This is a genomic window from Micromonospora sp. M42 (genome assembly GCF_000568915.1).
GTDB lineage: Bacteria > Actinomycetota > Actinomycetes > Mycobacteriales > Micromonosporaceae > Micromonospora > Micromonospora chalcea.
The window spans coordinates 2,022,553-2,039,022 of record NZ_KK037233.1; the positions used below are offsets into that span (position 1 = coordinate 2,022,553).

The 16,470-nt window shown below is 73.0% G+C and carries 13 protein-coding genes; 9 read left to right on the forward strand and 4 right to left on the reverse strand.

Annotation, left to right across the window (positions count from 1 at the left end; all coding sequences use genetic code 11):
* Positions 1-3: 3 nt before the first annotated feature.
* Together pgm and glgC are read right to left on the reverse strand one after the other, a co-directional pair.
* Positions 4-1,647, reverse strand: a complete 1,644-nt coding sequence (gene pgm, locus MCBG_RS09120; protein WP_043325095.1) for a phosphoglucomutase (alpha-D-glucose-1,6-bisphosphate-dependent) — start codon at positions 1,645-1,647, stop codon at positions 4-6.
* Positions 1,648-1,680: 33 nt separating this feature from the next.
* Positions 1,681-2,913 (reverse strand): glucose-1-phosphate adenylyltransferase, encoded by a 1,233-nt coding sequence (gene glgC, locus MCBG_RS09125; RefSeq protein ID WP_043325096.1) that lies wholly within the window; start codon positions 2,911-2,913, stop codon positions 1,681-1,683.
* Between the two features lie 94 nt (positions 2,914-3,007).
* Between glgC and glgA the strand changes: the two genes are divergently transcribed.
* From glgA to glgB, 4 genes are all read left to right on the forward strand, one after another.
* Positions 3,008-4,201, forward strand: coding sequence for a glycogen synthase (gene glgA / locus MCBG_RS09130; RefSeq protein ID WP_043325097.1), 1,194 nt, complete (start codon positions 3,008-3,010; stop codon positions 4,199-4,201).
* An 89-nt stretch (positions 4,202-4,290) separates the two neighbouring features.
* On the forward strand, positions 4,291-5,019 hold the full coding sequence (locus MCBG_RS09135) for a class I SAM-dependent methyltransferase (RefSeq protein WP_043325098.1): 729 nt from the start codon (positions 4,291-4,293) through the stop codon (positions 5,017-5,019).
* 297 nt (positions 5,020-5,316) lie between these two features.
* A complete protein-coding gene (locus tag MCBG_RS09140) occupies positions 5,317-7,413 on the forward strand; it encodes an alpha-1,4-glucan--maltose-1-phosphate maltosyltransferase (RefSeq protein WP_043325099.1) in 2,097 nt (698 codons plus the stop codon).
* Complete coding sequence (gene glgB / locus MCBG_RS09145; protein WP_043325100.1) at positions 7,401-9,509, forward strand: 1,4-alpha-glucan branching protein GlgB; 2,109 nt, start codon at positions 7,401-7,403, stop codon at positions 9,507-9,509. Before MCBG_RS09140 ends, glgB begins: the two co-directional genes overlap by 13 nt.
* Positions 9,510-9,577: 68 nt before the next feature.
* Here the strand turns inward: glgB and MCBG_RS09150 are convergent, their stop codons facing one another.
* Positions 9,578-9,937, reverse strand: coding sequence for a winged helix-turn-helix transcriptional regulator (locus MCBG_RS09150; RefSeq protein WP_043325101.1), 360 nt, complete (start codon positions 9,935-9,937; stop codon positions 9,578-9,580).
* A gap of 81 nt (positions 9,938-10,018) precedes the next feature.
* Here MCBG_RS09150 and MCBG_RS09155 point away from each other — a divergent pair, with 81 nt between their 5' ends.
* On the forward strand, positions 10,019-10,999 hold the full coding sequence (locus tag MCBG_RS09155) for a zinc-dependent alcohol dehydrogenase family protein (RefSeq protein ID WP_043325102.1): 981 nt from the start codon (positions 10,019-10,021) through the stop codon (positions 10,997-10,999).
* A 91-nt stretch (positions 11,000-11,090) separates the two neighbouring features.
* Here MCBG_RS09155 and MCBG_RS09160 read toward each other — a convergent pair whose 3' ends face one another.
* Positions 11,091-12,131 carry an App1 family protein gene (locus MCBG_RS09160; protein WP_043330371.1) on the reverse strand — a complete coding sequence of 347 codons (1,041 nt, stop codon included), beginning with the start codon at positions 12,129-12,131 and terminating at the stop codon, positions 11,091-11,093.
* A 119-nt stretch (positions 12,132-12,250) separates the two neighbouring features.
* On the opposite strand from MCBG_RS09160, the gene MCBG_RS09165 reads away from it, so the two are divergent.
* The 4 genes from MCBG_RS09165 (at position 12,251) to MCBG_RS09180 (ending at position 16,434) form a co-directional block, all read left to right on the forward strand.
* Positions 12,251-13,855 (forward strand): hypothetical protein, encoded by a 1,605-nt coding sequence (locus MCBG_RS09165; RefSeq protein ID WP_043325103.1) that lies wholly within the window; start codon positions 12,251-12,253, stop codon positions 13,853-13,855.
* Between the two features lie 16 nt (positions 13,856-13,871).
* A complete protein-coding gene (gene yaaA / locus MCBG_RS09170; RefSeq protein ID WP_084789663.1) occupies positions 13,872-14,675 on the forward strand; it encodes a peroxide stress protein YaaA in 804 nt (267 codons plus the stop codon).
* Positions 14,676-14,784: 109 nt separating this feature from the next.
* Positions 14,785-15,438 (forward strand): hypothetical protein, encoded by a 654-nt coding sequence (locus tag MCBG_RS09175; protein ID WP_030499746.1) that lies wholly within the window; start codon positions 14,785-14,787, stop codon positions 15,436-15,438.
* Positions 15,439-15,492: 54 nt separating this feature from the next.
* Positions 15,493-16,434 carry a TAXI family TRAP transporter solute-binding subunit gene (locus MCBG_RS09180; protein WP_083297126.1) on the forward strand — a complete coding sequence of 314 codons (942 nt, stop codon included), beginning with the start codon at positions 15,493-15,495 and terminating at the stop codon, positions 16,432-16,434.
* Positions 16,435-16,470 lie beyond the last annotated feature (36 nt).

The window sequence follows — 16,470 nt, forward strand, 5'->3', positions numbered from 1 at the left end:
CCGTCAGGACGCCCCGAGCACCCCGTCGACGAGCGCCTTGGCCTCCTCCTGGATCCGGGCCAGGTGCTCCGGACCCTGGAACGACTCGGCGTAGATCTTGTAGACGTCCTCGGTGCCGGACGGGCGGGCGGCGAACCAGCCCGACTCGGTGGTCACCTTGAGGCCGCCGATCGCGGCGCCGTTGCCGGGCGCGGTGGTGAGGATCGCGGTGATCGGCTCACCGGCCAGCTCGGTGGCGGTGACCTGCTCCGGCGACAGCTTGGCCAGGACCGCCTTCTCCTCGCGCCCGGCCGGGGCGTCGATGCGGGCGTACGCGGGCGCGCCGAAGCGGTCGGCCAGCTCGGCCCAGTGCTCGCTGGGCGTACGCCCGGTGGTGGCGATGATCTCGGCGGCGAGCAGGCAGAGCAGGATGCCGTCCTTGTCGGTGGTCCAGGTGCCGCCGTCGCGGCGCAGGAACGACGCGCCGGCGCTCTCCTCGCCGCCGAAGCCGACGGCGCCGTCGAGCAGGCCGGGCACGAACCACTTGAACCCGACCGGGACCTCCAGCAGCGGGCGGCCGAGGTCGGCCGCGACCCGGTCGATCATCGAGGAGGAGACGAGCGTCTTGCCCACCGCCGCGGCCGGGCCCCACTGCTCCCGGGTACGGAACAGGTGGCCGATCGCGACGGCCAGGTAGTGGTTGGGGTTCATCAGGCCGCCGTCGGGCGTGACGATGCCGTGCCGGTCGGCGTCGGCGTCGTTGCCGGTGGAGACCGCGTAGTCGTCCCGGGCGGCGATCAGCGAGGCCATCGCGTTCGGCGACGAGCAGTCCATCCGGATCTTGCCGTCGCCGTCGAGCGTCATGAACCGCCACGTCGGGTCCACCAGCGGGTTGATCACCGTCAGGTCGAGGCGGTGCCGGTCGGCGATCTCCCCCCAGTACGCCACGCTCGCCCCGCCCATCGGGTCCGCGCCGATGCGCACTCCGGCGTCGCGGATCGCGTCGATGTCCAGCGCGGCGGGCAGGTCGTCGACGTACCGGGCGAGGAAGTCGTACCCCCCGGTGGTGTCGGCGGCGCGCGCCCGCGCGTACGGGATGCGTCTCACCTCCTTGAGCCCGGCGGCGAGGATCGCGTTCGCGCGGTCCTGGATCCACTTCGTGGCGTCGGTGTCGGCGGGCCCGCCGTGGGTGGGGTTGTACTTGAAGCCGCCGTCGGACGGCGGGTTGTGCGACGGGGTGATCACGATGCCGTCGGCGAGGCCGCTGGTGCGGCCCCGGTTGTGGGTGAGGATGGCGTGCGAGACGGCGGGCGTCGGGGTGTAGCCGTCACGGCTGTCGCGCAGCACGGTGACGCCGTTGGCGGCGAGCACCTCCAGCGCGTCGGCCTCGGCCGGCGCGGAGAGCGCGTGGGTGTCCCGGCCGAGGAACAGCGGCCCGTCGAGGCCCTGCTCGCGCCGGTAGTCGCAGAGCGCCTGGGTGACGGCGAGGATGTGGTCGGAGTTGAACGCGCGGCGCAGGCTGGACCCGCGGTGCCCGGAGGTGCCGAAGGAGACCTGCTGCGCCGGGTCGTCCGGGTCCGGGTGCTCGGCGTAGTAGGCGGTGACCAGCCGGGGCACGTCGACCAGATCGTCGGGCTGCGCGGGCTGGCCGGCACGGGGGTGGGCCACTGCGGGATCCTCCTCGGGTTGCGGTGGTGCTGCTCAGGGCTCGACGCGCTGGCCCTTGCCGATCACGACGATGCCGTTGTCGGACACGGTGTAGCGCTGGCGGTCCTTCTCCAGGTCGACGCCGATCTCGGCGCCCTCCGGGACGTGGACGTTCTTGTCCAGGATCGCGCGCCGGACGACCGCGTGGCGGCCGATCTGGACGCCCTCCATCAGCACGGCGCCGTCGACGTGCGCCCACGAGTGGACCTTCACCTTCGGCGACACGATCGAGTTCTCCACCAGCGAGCCGGAGATCACCGAGCCGGGCGACACCATCGAGCTGACCGCGCGGCCGACCCGCTCGCCCCAGGCGTGCACGAACTTGGCCGGCGGGTACGGCGGCTGCTCGGTGTAGATCGGCCACTCGAAGTTGTAGAGGTTGAACACCGGGTGCACGTTGATCAGATCCATGTGCGCGTCGTAGAACGAGTCGAGCGTCCCCACGTCCCGCCAGTAGCCGCGGTCCCGGTCGGTGCTGCCCGGCACCTCGTTGTCCTTGAAGTCGTAGACGTTCGCCTCGCCGCGCTCGACCAGCATCGGGATGATGCTGCCGCCCATGTCGTGCTTGCTGGTCTTGTCCGCCGCGTCGCGCTCGACCGCCTCGCACAGCGCCTTCGTGGTGAACACGTAGTTGCCCATCGAGGCGTAGATCTGGTCCGGCGCGTCGGGCAGCCCCACCGCGTCGGTGGGCTTCTCCCGGAACGCGCGGATGCGCTTGCCGTCCTCGCCGACCTCGATCACGCCGAACTGGTCGGCCATCGACAGCGGCTGCCGGATGCCGGCGACCGTCACCCCGGCGCCGGAGGCGATGTGGTCGTCGACCATCTGCCGGGGGTCCATCCGGTAGATGTGGTCGGCGCCGAAGACGATCACGTAGTCGGGCTGCTCGTCGTTGATCAGGTTGAAGCTCTGGTAGATCGCGTCGGCCGAGCCGGCGAACCACCACGGGCCGCGGCGCTGCTGCGCCGGCACCGGCGTGACGTAGTTGCCGAGCAGCGTCGACATCCGCCAGGTCTTGGTGATGTGCCGGTCCAGCGAGTGCGACTTGTACTGGGTCAGCACGACGATCTTGAGGAAGCCGGCGTTCGCCAGGTTGGACAGGACGAAGTCGACCATGCGGTACATCCCGCCGAAGGGGACGGCGGGCTTCGCCCGGTCGGTCGTCAGGGGCATCAGGCGCTTGCCCTCCCCGCCGGCCAGGACGATCGCGAGCACCTTGGCAGCCATGCTCAGACGCTAACGACCCGGAACCGACTTCACCACTCGGACGCCCACACTTGCGCACCGCGTGCGACACGCCGCTCTGCACTAGGGTGCGGGCATGGCACCGATGCGCGTCGACCTGCTCACCCGCGAGTACCCGCCGGAGGTGTACGGCGGCGCCGGCGTGCACGTGGAATACCTCGCCCGCGAGCTGCGCCGGCTCGCCGACGTGCGGGTGCACTGCTTCGGCGCGCCGCGCGACGAGCCCGGCGTCACCGCGTACGCCGAGCCGGCCGCGTTGGCCGGCGCGAACGCCGCGCTGCGGGTCATGGGCGTCGACCTGGAGATGGCCGCCGGCACGGCCGGCACCGACGTGGTGCACAGCCACACCTGGTACGCGAACCTGGCCGGGCACACCGCGAAGCTGCTGCACGGGGTGCCGCACGTGGTCACCGCGCACAGTCTGGAGCCGCTGCGCCCGTGGAAGGCCGAGCAGCTCGGCGGCGGGTACGCGCTCTCCTCCTGGTGCGAGCGGACCGCGTTCGAGGCGGCCGACGCGATCATCGCGGTGAGCGCGGGGATGCGCCGCGACGTGCTCACCGCGTATCCGGCGGTTAACCCGGACCGGGTCCGCGTGGTCTACAACGGCATCGACACCGCGCAGTACGCCCCGGACCGGAACACCGACGTGCTCGACCGGCTCGGCATCGACCCGTCCCGGCCCAGCGTGGTCTACGTCGGGCGGATCACCAAGCAGAAGGGCCTGCCGTACCTGCTGCGCGCCGCCCGCGAGCTGCCCGCCGACGTCCAGCTGGTGCTGCTGGCCGGCGCACCTGACACGCCGGAGATCGGCGCGGAGGTCGAGGAGCTGGCCGCCGAGCTGCGCGCGAAGCGGTCGGGGGTCGTCTGGGTGGCGGCGATGCTGCCCAAGCACGAGGTGATCCAGGTGCTCACGCACGCCACGATCTTCGTCTGCCCGTCCGTGTACGAGCCGATGGGCATCGTCAACCTGGAGGCGATGGCCTGCGAGACGGCGGTGGTGGCGACCGCCACGGGCGGCATCCCGGAGGTGGTGGCAGACGGCGAGACCGGGCTGCTGGTGCCGATCGAGCAGGCCGGTGACGGCTCCGGCACGCCGCTGGACCCGGAGCGTTTCGTGGCCGACCTGGCCGCGCGCATGAACGAGCTGCTGGCCGACCCGGAGCGGATCGCCGCGTTCGGGGCGGCGGGGCGGCGGCGGGCCGTGGAGCACTTCTCCTGGGACGCGATCGCCCGCCAGACGCTCGAGGTCTACCGCTCGGTGGGCGGGTAAGGAAGGGCACCTTCTTAACGCCTGCGGTAGAGGAAGGGCCCCTTCTCAACAGCCCGCCCCTCGCGGTCGGCGGCGGATACAGTCCCCGGATGCCGGATGCGATCTTCGCCCATCCTCGGCTCGCGCCGGTCTACGACGCGTTCGACGGCGACCGGGACGACCTGGACGCGTACCTCGCGATCGCCGACGAGCTGGACGCGCGCGTGGTGCTCGACCTCGGCTGCGGCACCGGGAACCTGGTCCTGCTGCTCGCCCGGCACGGCCGTACCGTCGTGGGGGTCGACCCGGCCAGGGCGTCCCTCGCCGTCGCCCGGTCGAAGGACCGCGAAGGCCGCGTGCGCTGGGTGCACGGCGACGCCACGACGCTGCCACCGCTGCGCGCCGACCTGGCCGTGATGACCGGCAACGTGGCGCAGGTGTTCTGCGCCGACGACGACTGGGCGCGCACCCTGCGGGGCGTCCACGCGGCGCTGCGGCCCGGCGGGCATCTCGTGTTCGAGACGCGGCGTCCCGAGCGCCGCGCGTGGGAGGAGTGGGCGGCGGACACCGCGCCGGTGACCCGGGACGTGCCGGGCGTCGGGCCGGTGGAACGACGTCTCGAGGTCACCGCTGTGGACCTGCCGTTCGTGTCCTTCCGGTTCACGTACCGGTTCCCGGCCGACGGCGCCGTCGTCACGTCGGACTCGACGCTGCGGTTCCGCGACCGGGACGAGGTCGAGGCGAGCCTGGCGGCCGCCGGCTACCGGGTGCTCGACGTGCGGGACGCGCCCGACCGCGCCGGCCGGGAGTTCGTCTTCGTCGCCCAGCGGCCGACCTGAACGTCGCCGTCGGCGGGCCAGAGCGCCCGCAGCCCGCCGACCCTGTGCCCGAGGCGCGGAAAGAGGCCGTTCGTGGCACGGGGCCGGCCGCCGGAAGTCCGCCACCCGTTCGGTGGAACGCCATGGGTGCCTCAGCGCCCTTTTGACACCCATAGCGTTCCACTCACCGCAGCCCACGCTCGTTCGGTGGAACGGCACGGGTGCCTCACCGGCACGAACTCGACGCCCTCGTGAGCGGGTTGAGGGCTCAGGTGAAGTCGCCGAGCGCGAGAGGATCTCGCGCAGTAGGTTGAGCGGGTGACTGGACGGTTCCCGATCGAAGACGTCTCCCCCGTCGTCTCCTGCGGTCGCTACCCGGCCAAGGCGGTGGTCGGCGAGGTCGTGCCGGTGTCGGCGCGGGCCTACCGCGAGGGCCACGACGCGCTCGGGTGCAACGTGGTCTGGCTCGGCCCGGACGGCGCGGCCCGCCCGTTCACCCGGATGCGCCCGGGCGAACCCGGCCAGGACCGCTGGCACGCCACCATCCGCCCGGACGCGGTTGGCCTGTGGCGCTTCGCCGTGGAGGCGTTCCAAGATCCGTACTTAACCTGGCAGAACGCGGTCACCAAGAAGCTCGCCGCCGGCCAGGGCGCGGCCGAGCTGGCGAACGACCTGGCCGAGGGCGTACGGGTGCTGACCGCCGCGCTGGAGCTGGTGCCGAAGGCCGACCGGGATCGCGTACGCGAAGCCGCGCGGGCCCTGGCCGACGACGGCCTGGACCTGCCGCGGCGGGTGAGCGCGGCGCTGGACCTGGCCGACCTGCTCTGGGAGCACCCGGTCCGTGAGCTGGTCACCACCGGCGAGGAGCGCACGCTCTGGGTGGACCGGCCGCGGGCGCTCTTCTCCGCCTGGTACGAGTTCTTCCCCCGCTCCGAGGGCGCGGTCCCGGCGACAGTCGACGCGCCCGCCCGTTCCGGCACGTTCGCCACCGCCATGGAGCGGCTGCCGGGTGTCGCGGCGATGGGTTTCGACGTGCTCTACCTGCCGCCGATCCACCCGATCGGCCGGGTCAACCGCAAGGGCCGCAACAACGCGCTCACCGCCGGGCCGGACGACGTGGGCTCGCCGTGGGCCATCGGCGCGGCCGAGGGCGGCCACGACGCCATCCACCCCGATCTGGGTACGCCTGAAGACTTCCGCGACTTCGTCGCGGCCGCCGCCGAGCAGGGTCTCGAGGTGGCGATGGACCTGGCGTTGCAGTGCGCGCCGGACCACCCGTGGGTCACCGAGCACCCGGAGTGGTTCACCACCCGCGCCGACGGCAGCATCGCGTACGCGGAGAACCCACCCAAGAAATACCAGGACATCTATCCGCTGAACTTCGACAACGACCCCGAGGGCATCCGGGCCGAGGTGCTGCGGGTGGTGCTGCACTGGGTCGGCGAGGGCATCCGGATCTTCCGGGTGGACAACCCGCACACCAAGCCGTTCGACTTCTGGCACTGGCTGATCGCCGAGGTCAAGAAGGTCGACCCGGACGTGCTGTTCCTGGCCGAGGCGTTCACCCGGCCGGCGATCATGCACGGGCTCGGCAAGATCGGCTTCACCCAGTCGTACACCTATTTCACCTGGCGCACGACGGCGGCCGAGATGCGGGAGTACTGCGAGGAGCTGGTCGCCTCGGTCGACTGGATGCGGCCGAACTTCTGGCCGAACACGCCGGACATCCTGCACTCGTCGTTGCAGCACGGCGGCCCGCCGATGTTCAAGATCCGGGCGGTGCTGGCCGCGCTGCTCTCCCCCTCGTGGGGCATGTACGCGGGGTTCGAGCTGTTCGAGCACGTGGCCCGGCCGGGCGCCGAGGAGTACCTGGACAACGAGAAGTACGAGCTGCGGCCCCGGGACTGGGACGCCGCGCTGGCGCAGGGCCGGTCGTTGGCGCCGTTCATCACCACGCTGAACCGGGTACGCCGGGACAACCCCGCCCTGCACCAGCTGCGCAACCTGCGGTTCCACGACATCGACAACCCGGCGCTGCTGTGCTGGTCGAAGCACGACCTCCAGACCGGCAACACGGTGATCGTGGTCTGCTCGTTCGACTCCCGCGAGGTGCAGTGGGGCAACACCACGCTCGACATGCCGGCGCTCGGGCTGGACTGGCACGAGCGGTTCACCGTGCGCGACGAGCTGACCGGCGCCGAGTACGACTGGGGGCAGCGCAACGCGGTACGCCTCGACCCGTACCTGCAACCGGCGCACGTGCTCACCGTGCGCCGCCCGGCCGCACCGGCCCCCGCCGAACCGGAGCAGCCGGCCGCACCAGACCTGACAGTCGAAGACGTACCCGCCGACCTCTCCGGCGGCACCGCCCCGACCGCACCGGCCGACAAGGACGACGCCCGATGGACCAGCTGATCACCGGCGAGGTACACGACCCGCACGCCGTGCTCGGCGCGCACCCGGCCGGCGGGAGCACCACGATCCGGACGCTGCGCCGGGGCGCCGGCGAGGTGACGCTGCTCGTCGACGGCGAGGCGCACCCGATGAAGCGGGTGCACGACGCCGGTGTCTTCGAGGCGGTGCTCCCCGGCGAGGTGCTCGACTACCGGGTCGAGGTGGACGGCACGACGCACGACGACCCGTACCGTTATCCGCCCACGCTCGGCGACCTCGACCTGCACCTGATCGGCGAGGGCCGGCACGAGCGGCTCTGGGCGGCGCTCGGCGCCCGGGTCTTCGACGAGGGCGTCGCGTTCACCGTCTGGGCGCCGAACGCCCGCGCGGTGCGGCTGATCGGCGACGTCACCGGCTGGGCGCCGGACGACGGGTGGCCGATGCGCTCGCTCGGGTCCAGCGGCGTGTGGGAGATCTTCGTGCCCGGCATGCCGGTGGGCACCCGCTACAAGTACCGCATCCTGGGCGCCGACGGCAGGTGGCGGGACAAGGCCGACCCGATGGCCGCGCGCACCGAGGTGCCGCCGGCCACCGCGTCGGTGGTGCACGAGTCACGGTACGAGTGGGGCGACGCGGACTGGCTCGCGCGCCGGTCGCGGCAGGCGCCGCACCAGGAGCCGATGAGCGTGTACGAGGTGCACCTGGGCTCGTGGCGGCCGGGCCTCGGCTACCGGGAGCTGGCCGAGCAGCTCACCGCGTACGTGCTGGAGATGGGCTTCACCCACGTGGAGTTCCTGCCGGTGATGGAGCACCCGTTCGGCGGCTCGTGGGGCTACCAGGTCACCGGCTACTACGCGCCCACCGCCCGGTTCGGCGACCCGGACGACTTCCGGTATCTGGTGGACCGGCTGCACGCCGCCGGCATCGGCGTGCTCCTGGACTGGGTGCCGGCGCACTTCCCGAAGGACGAGTGGGCCCTCGCGCGTTTCGACGGCACCCCGCTGTACGAGCACCCCGACCCGCGTCGCGGCGAGCACCCCGACTGGGGCACGTACGTCTTCGACTTCGGCCGCAACGAAGTGCGCAACTTCCTGGTCGCCAACGCGCTGTACTGGCTCGACGAGTTCCACATCGACGGGCTGCGCGTGGACGCGGTGGCCTCGATGCTCTACCTGGACTACTCCCGCTCCGACGGGCAGTGGGCGCCGAACGTGCACGGCGGCCGGGAGAACCTGGAGGCGATCGCGTTCCTCCAGGAGGTCAACGCCACCGTCTACCGGCACCACCCGGGCGTGCTGATGATCGCCGAGGAGTCCACCGCCTGGCCCGGCGTCACGAAGCCCACCTCCGAGGGCGGGCTCGGTTTCGGGTTCAAGTGGAACATGGGCTGGATGCACGACACCCTGCTCTACACCTCCAAGGACCCGATCTACCGGCAGCACCACCACCATCAGCTCACGTTCTCGCTGGCGTACGCGTGGAGCGAGAACTACGTGCTGCCGATCAGCCACGACGAGGTGGTGCACGGCAAGGGGTCACTGGCCGGCAAGATGCCCGGCGACACCTGGCAGCGGCTGGCCACCGTACGGGCGCTGCTGGCGTACATGTGGGCGCACCCGGGCAAGCAGTTGCTCTTCATGGGCTGCGAGCTGGCCGACGACCGGGAGTGGAGCGAGGAGCGCGGCCTCGACTGGTACCTCACCCACGACCCGGCCCGGGCGGGCGTGCAGCGGATGGTCGCCGACCTGAACCGGGTCTACCGGGCCAGCCCGGCGCTCTGGGCGCAGGACACCGACCCGGCCGGTTTCCGCTGGATCGCCGGGGACGACGTGGCCAACAACGCGGTGTCGTTCATCCGGATCGCCCCGGACGGGCAGACGCTGGTGTGCGTGGCGAACTTCTCCGCGCTGCCGCTGGAGGACTACCGGATCGGCCTGCCGGCAGCAGGTACGTGGGCCGAGGCGCTGAACACCGACGCCCACCACTACGGCGGATCCGGGGTGGGCAACCTGGGCGAGGTGCACGCGGAGAACGTGCCGTGGCACGGCCTGCCCGCGTCGGTCTCTCTGCGGGTCCCGCCGCTGGGCGTGCTCTGGCTCCTACCCGCAACTGCCTGAGTGCGAGTACCGCCAGAACAGCCACGGCGGCCGGCACTGAGACAGCGTCTTCGGTTGGGCGGGTTGGTTCAGCGCTCGTTCTGTTCCTGGAAGTCGATGATCGCTTCGCCATTGTCTCGAGCCCAGTCGGTCAGAACCTTGATCGGCTCGACCAGGGTCTGCCCGAGTGGAGTGAGGCTGTACTCGACGCGTGGGGGTGCCTCGGCGTAGGCGTGGCGTTCGACCAGGCCGTATGCCTGCAGGCGGCGCAGGGTCTGGGTGAGGACCTTGTGGGAGATGCCGCCGATGAGGTGGGCCAGCTCGCCGGGGCGCCGGGGTTGCAGGCTGAGTGCGAACAGCACGATCACCGCCCACTTCTCGGTGATGATCTCGACGGCCAGGCGGGTGGGGCAATCGGCGAGGAAGACCGGGCCCGGGGTGTCGTGCACAAAGTCGAAAGGTACCAGCGGGTTCCTATCGGCTCCGTAGCGTCTTGCGGCGAAGCCCTTCAGGAACGCAAGGAGCCATTCATGCCACGAGTAGTCGTGTTCGACGAGACCGGCGGTCCGGACGTTCTGCGCGTCGTCGACGAGCCGGTCGTCGAGCCCGCGGCCGGCGAGGTACGCGTACGGATCGAGGCCTTCGCGGTCAACCCACTCGACCAGATGGTCCGGGCCGGGCAGTCCCCGCGGCCCGTGCCGTTGCCGCACGCGCGGCTGGGCGTCGAGGGGACCGGTGTGATCGACGCGCTCGGGTCCGGGGTGACCGGGCTGGCCGTCGGCGACCCGGTCATCCTCGGTGCGATACCCGACTTCGAGACCAGGGGCGCGTACGCCGAGTACACAGTGCTGCCGGCCGACCGGGTCGTGCCACGGCCCGCCGGGCTGGAGCCCGTCGCTGCGGCGGCGCTCTGGGTGTCGTACTTCACCGCCTACGGCGCGCTGGTGGACAGAGCCGGGATGCGGCCCGGGGACCAGGTCCTGATCACCGCGGCGTCGGGCGGTGTCGGGCGGGCCGCGATCCAGATCGCCAACCAGATCGGCGCCGTGCCGATCGCGGTCACCCGGCAGAGCGCCAAAGTGGAGAGCGTGTTGGCCGCCGGAGCCGCCGCGGTGATCGCCACCGACCGGGAGGACATCGGGGAGGCCACCCGGCGGCACACCGGTGGGGTGGGCGCCGACATCATCCTGGACGCTGTCATGGGCCCGGGCCTGGCCGAGCTGTCGCTGGCTGCGAAGCTCGGCGGCACCCTGGCCACGGTGGGCTGGCTGGACCCGCGCCCGGCGTCGTTCCCGGCGAATCCGTCACTGACCATCTATCGCTACATGAGTTTTGCGGACATGGTCGACCCGGTGACCGCCCGGCGCGTCGCCGCGTTCCTGGCCGCTGGTGTCCGCACCGGCGTGCTGCAACCGATGGTGGACCGGGTGTTCACGTTGAACGACATCGTCGAGGCGCACCGGTACCTGGAGAAGGGAACGGCGACGGGCAAGATCGTGGTGACGCCGTGACAGTCGGCCGCCGATCATGAGGTTGACGGCAGTTGTTGATCTCTACAAGGCGGTCAACCTCATGATCGACGCGAAGAGGAGGGGCCGGCGGTCAGACCAGGTCGGCTTCTCGGAGGAGCTTCCAGAGGCCGGCGCCGTCGGGGGCGCTCAGCCACTTCTGGCCGACCGGGCCGGACGACGGCCGTCCGGCGGGGGCGGGCAGGCTGCCGGCCAGCACCGACTGGGTCGGCGACAGCTGCCGGATCGCCACCCCTGCGACGTGGTCCGGGTGCGCTGCGGCGAACTCCCGGTAGATCTCCGGGTCGTGCTGCCCGTCGTCGCCGATCAGCAGCCACCGCACCTCGGGGAACTCCCGGGACAACCGGGCCAGCGTGGCCCGCTTGTGCTCCCGGCCGCTGCGGAACCACCGGTCCGCGGTCGGCCCCCAGTCGGTGAGCAGCAGCGGCCCGGCCGGGTAGAGGTGGCGGGACAGGAACCGGGTGAGCGTCGGCGCGACGTTCCAGGCGCCGGTGGACAGGTAGAAGACCGGGGCGCCCGGGTGGGCGGTGGCCAGCCGCTCGTACAGCACCGCCATGCCCGGCACCGCCGTGCGGGCGTGCTCGTCCAGCACGAACGTGTTCCACGCGGCCAGCAGCGGCCGGGGCAGCGCGGTCACCATGACGGTGTCGTCGATGTCGGAGAGGATGCCGAACCGGACGGCCGGGTCGAGCACGCGGACCAGCGCCTCCACCGGTTCGGCGTCGGCGACGCTGAGGCGTACGCAGCCCCAGCCGGGGGTGAAGTCGGCCTCGATCACGGTGTCGACGAACCCGCTGCGGTCGGCGGTCACCTCCTGGCGCACGCCGTCGGCCTCGATGGTCACCCGGATGTGCTTGGCGGGCAGCGTGGCGAAGCTGCGCCAGCCCCGCACCTTGTCCAGCCGGCCCCGCCGCCGGGTGTCCGGGCGGCCCAGCAGCACCCGGCAGAGCACCCGCGCCCAGCCCGGGGCGCCGTAGCCCGCGTACGCGATGATGTTGGGCTGCCACCCGGTGCGCCGCAACCGGCGCTCGACCAGGCCGTGCACGGCGTCCTCGAAGCGCGCGGCGCGGTGCAGTCGCGGTACGGCAAGCTGGTCCGGTGGTGTGGGTGGCACGCTGCAACACTGCCACACCCGGCCGGGCCCGGCCACGCGAGTGATCCACACCGATCGGCCCTCGGAGCCGCGTTCCGCCGTGACAGACTGCGGTCGGGGCGACGACGGGGGCGTTGGTCGTGTCGACAGCGAAGCGGGACCGGGTACGACGGCGTCCGGACGCGCCGGCGCTGGTGGCGTTGCTGCTCGGTGTGGCCGGAGTCGGCTACCGCCTGGTGCTGACGCTGCTCACGGTGCCCGCGTCGAACAGCGACGAGGCCACGTTCGGGCTGGCCGCGCTGCACATCGCCGAGCGCGGTGAGCGGCCGGTCTTCCTCTACGGCCAGCGCTACATGGGCGTGCTGGAGTCCTACCTGGCCGCGCCGCTGGTCGGCTGGGCCGGGCCGAGCTGGCCGGTGCTGCGGCTGCCGCTGCTCGCGCTCTTCGCGGTGTTCCTGTGGCTGGCGTACCGGCTGACCCGCCGCCTGTTCTCCCCCTGGCTGGCGGTCGTCGTGGTGGGCCTGCTGGCGCTCGGCTCGGAGCGGGTGGTCCGCGACCAGCTCACAGTGGTCGGCGGCCGTCCGGAGGTGAAGCCGGCGGTGCTGGCGATGCTGCTGCTCGCGGTGGCGCTCGGCGAGGAGCGGGTCCGGCACCGCTGGCTGGCCACCGGCGCGTTCGGGCTGCTCGCCGGGCTGGCGCTCTGGTCGGACTGGCTGATCGCGCCGTACCTGCTGGTAGCGGGCGTGGTGCTGGTCCTGGCCATGCCCCGGGAGCTGATCGGCTGGCCGGGCGTGCTGCTGGTGGCGGGCTTCGCCGCCGGGATCGCGCCGGTGGTGAAGGACAACATCGTCGCGCCGGCCGGGCAGGACTCGCTGTCGGTGTTCCGGGAGATCAGCACCAAGGAGGGGGTCGCGCCGTCGCTCGCCGAACGGCTGCGCGGCGGACTGCTGGAGGGGGTGCCGCTGGCGTCGGGCATGTGCCCGATGGACGGCTGCGCGCGCTGGGCGCAGTGGTTCGGCGTGCTCTACCCGGTGCTGCTGCTGGCCGCCGCGGCGCTCGGGCTGGTCGCGTACCGCCGGGCCGCCGATCACGCCGCGCGGGTCCGGGCCGCGGCGATCCTCGCGCTGGTAGTGGGCGCGGCGTTGACCCTGCTGGCGTACGTGCGCAGCCCGCTCGCCGCGACCGACCCACTCGGCAACTCCAGGTACCTGTCGGTGCTGCAGATCTCGCTGCCGGCCGTGCTGTGGCCGCTCTGGCTGGCCGCCGCGCACGCGCTGCGCAGAACCGCCGGTCCGGCCGCCCGGTTCGGCGGCGCCACGGCGGCCGTGGTGCTGGCCGGGCTGACCGCCGCGACGCTGGCCGGCACCGTGGCGTTCCTGGCCGGCGTGCCGGGCGTACGGGAGGAGGAGCGCACGGCCCGCCGCCTGGCCGACACGGTGCGGAACACCGGTCTGCACGAGGTGTACGGGGACTACTGGACCTGCAACCGGCTGATCTTCAACACCGGGGAGACGGTCGCGTGCGGTGTGCTCGACGGGGCGCTCACGCCGGGGCAGAACCGCTATCCGGCGTACTGGCAGCGGGTGGCGCGCGCGCAACAGCCCGGGTACGTGCTGGACGTCGGCTCCCCCGCCGAGCGCACACTGCGGCGGCTGCTTGGTGACCGCGCCGACGCGGCGGTGGTGGCCGAGGTGGGCGGCAGTCGCGTGTACCACCCCGACCGTGCCGTGCGGCCGTGGCGCTGAGCCCGGCCCGTACGCTGTGCCGGTGCTCATCCTGCTGCCCCCGTCGGAGGGGAAGGCCGAGGCCGGCACCGGCCGCCGGCTGGACCTGTCCCGGCTGTCCCTGACCGAGCTGAACCCGGCCCGGGAGGCGGTGCTGACCGCGCTCGTCGACCTGTGCGCCGGGCCGGACGAGACGGCGGCCCTGGCCGCGCTGGGCCTCACCGAGGGGCAGCGCGGCGAGCTGCGCCGCAACGCCCGGCTGCGGGAGGCGGCGACCGCCCCGGCCGGGCGGCTCTACACCGGGGTGCTCTACGAGGCGCTGGGCCTGGACACGCTGCCGCCCGACGCGCAGCGGGCGGCCCGCCGCCAGGTGCTGATCAGCTCCGGGCTGTGGGGCGCGGTACGCCTCGCCGACCGGATCCCGCCGTACCGCTGCCCGATCGGGGCGCGGCTGCCCGGGCTCGGGGCGCTGTCGGCGTACTGGCGTGGCGCGCTCGGGCCGGTGCTGGAGCCCGCCGCCGGACGCGGCCCGGTGCTGGACCTGCGCTCCGGCGCGTACGCGGCCACCTGGACGCCGCGCGGCGCGCTCGCCGAGCGGACGGTGACGGTGCGGGTGCTGCACGAGCGGACCGTGGACGGCACGCCGACCCGGTCGGTGGTGAGCCACTTCAACAAGGCGACGAAGGGCCGGCTGGTACGGGATCTGCTGCTCGCCGACGCCCGGCCGCGTACCGCCGACGCGCTGGTGGGGGCGCTGCGGGAGCTGAAGTACACGGTCGAGGAGGCGCCCCGGGCGGCCGGGCGGCCCCGGCAGGTCGACCTGGTGGTCACCGAACTCTGACCGGCGGGCTTCCCGCAAATTTTGCTCAAGGCTCGGCCGCATCGGTTCCCGACCCGGCCGTTGGCGGCAACGGTAGAGGTACCCCGACTCTGACCGAGGAGCTGCGCCGATGCTCGCCGAGCCCACCTCGCTGCTCGACCGCCCCCGCCCGTCCCCGCCGCTGGACTGGCTGACCCTGACCGACGCCTTCGAGATCGCCTGCATGGTGCGCTGCACGCCGCCGCCGGCCGCCGACGTACGCCGCCTGGACCCCGGACCGCACCGGGGCGGGATCGCCGAGTTCAACCGCGAGGACGCGGCGCACCGGATGCGGCAGCTGCTGGGTCGACTCGACGTGCCGGTGCAGCACGAACTGACCACCGGTGGCCTGCGCCGCCGCTACGAGCTGCACCGGCTGGCGGTGCCGCCGCAGCACCGGGCGGCGTACGCGAATCTGCTCACCACCGGCTGGCGGCAGGGCCGCCGGGAGCTGCTCGGCGGGCCGTTCCCGGGCGCCTCGGCGGCGCGGCGGCTCTGGCGGCCCCGGCTGGCGGCGGCGGCCTGGCGGGCGGCGCTGCTCGCCGGCGGCCGGCACGTACGCCGGCACTGCCTCGGCATCCGGCTGGCCGACCGTGATCTGGCCGCGGTGCTGGTCCGCAGCGCGGCGCTGCTGGAGGTGCCGGCGGCGTTGCGGCCGGGCGCGGGCTGCTTCCTGGTGATCGTGCCCAACGGAGAGCACCGGACCCGGATCACCGAGAGCGCGGAGCTGGCCGCCGCCGGCTGACCGGCCCGGCGGCGGGCTTGCGCGGCGGCGGGTGCACGGCGCAGAGTGCAGCCCGTGAGCCGACACTGGCCTGTGCGCGCCGCCGCCCCGCTCGTGCTGGTGCTGCTGCTCGTCTCCGGCCTGGCCGGATGCCGGGACGAGCCGGCCGAGCCGACCCGGATCCGCATCGCCACCGGCAGCCCGACCGCCGTCTACCACGCCTTCGGCCAGTCGCTCGCCGCCGTGCTCAACCGGGAGCTGCCCGGGGTACGGGCCGAGGTGGTGGTCACCGCCGCCTCGGCGCAGAACGTCCGGCTGGTCGGGTCCGGCGCGGCGGAACTGGGCTTCACCCAGGCCGACGTGCTCCCGGCACGTGAACCCGAGCATCCGTCCGTGCTCGCCGTGGCCCGCGTCTACGACGACCTGCTGCACCTGGTCACCCGCGCCGGCGGCCCGATCCGCACGCTCGCCGACCTGCGCGGCCGGCGGGTCTCGGTGGGCGCCGACGGGTCCGGCACCGAGATCACCGCCACCCGCCTGCTGGAGGTGGCCCAGCTCGACGGCGACCGGATCCGCCAGGAGCACCTCGGGCTGGACGACTCGATGACCGCGCTGCGGGAGGACCGGATCGACGCGTTCTTCTTCTCCGGCGGACTGCCCGTACGCGGCGTCGCCGACCTGGCGGAGCGGACCTCGCTGCGGATCGTGGACCTGGGCGAGTGGACCGAGGCGCTGCGCCGCGGGTACGGGCAGGTCTACGTGACCCGGGACATCCCCCGCTCCATGTACCAGGCGGAACCGGTCAGCACGGTGGCGAACCCGAACTACCTGATCGTCCGCGCCGACCTGCCCGCCGCGCTGGTGCGCGACGTGACCCGGCTGCTGATGGAGCGCCGGGCGGAACTGGCCGCCGCGCACCCGGCGGCGGGACGGATGAGCCAGCGGTCGGCGATCGTCACCACCCCGCTGCCGCTGCACCCGGGCGCGGCGCAGTGGTACCGCGCCGCGAAGCCCTGAGCCCGCGCGGTCAGCGGGTGGCCGGCTCGCCGTCGT

Excerpts from the sequence above, each read along its gene's own strand:
- MCBG_RS09175 (WP_030499746.1), top strand. The coding sequence starts at position 14,785 with ATGCTCGCCGAGCCCACCTCGCTGCTCGACCGCCCCCGCCCGTCCCCG.
- glgC (WP_043325096.1), bottom strand. The coding sequence starts at position 2,913 with ATGGCTGCCAAGGTGCTCGCGATCGTCCTGGCCGGCGGGGAGGGCAAG.
- glgA (WP_043325097.1), top strand. The coding sequence starts at position 3,008 with ATGGCACCGATGCGCGTCGACCTGCTCACCCGCGAGTACCCGCCGGAG.
- MCBG_RS09135 (WP_043325098.1), top strand. The coding sequence starts at position 4,291 with ATGCCGGATGCGATCTTCGCCCATCCTCGGCTCGCGCCGGTCTACGAC.
- glgB (WP_043325100.1), top strand. The coding sequence starts at position 7,401 with ATGGACCAGCTGATCACCGGCGAGGTACACGACCCGCACGCCGTGCTC.
- MCBG_RS09155 (WP_043325102.1), top strand. The coding sequence starts at position 10,019 with ATGCCACGAGTAGTCGTGTTCGACGAGACCGGCGGTCCGGACGTTCTG.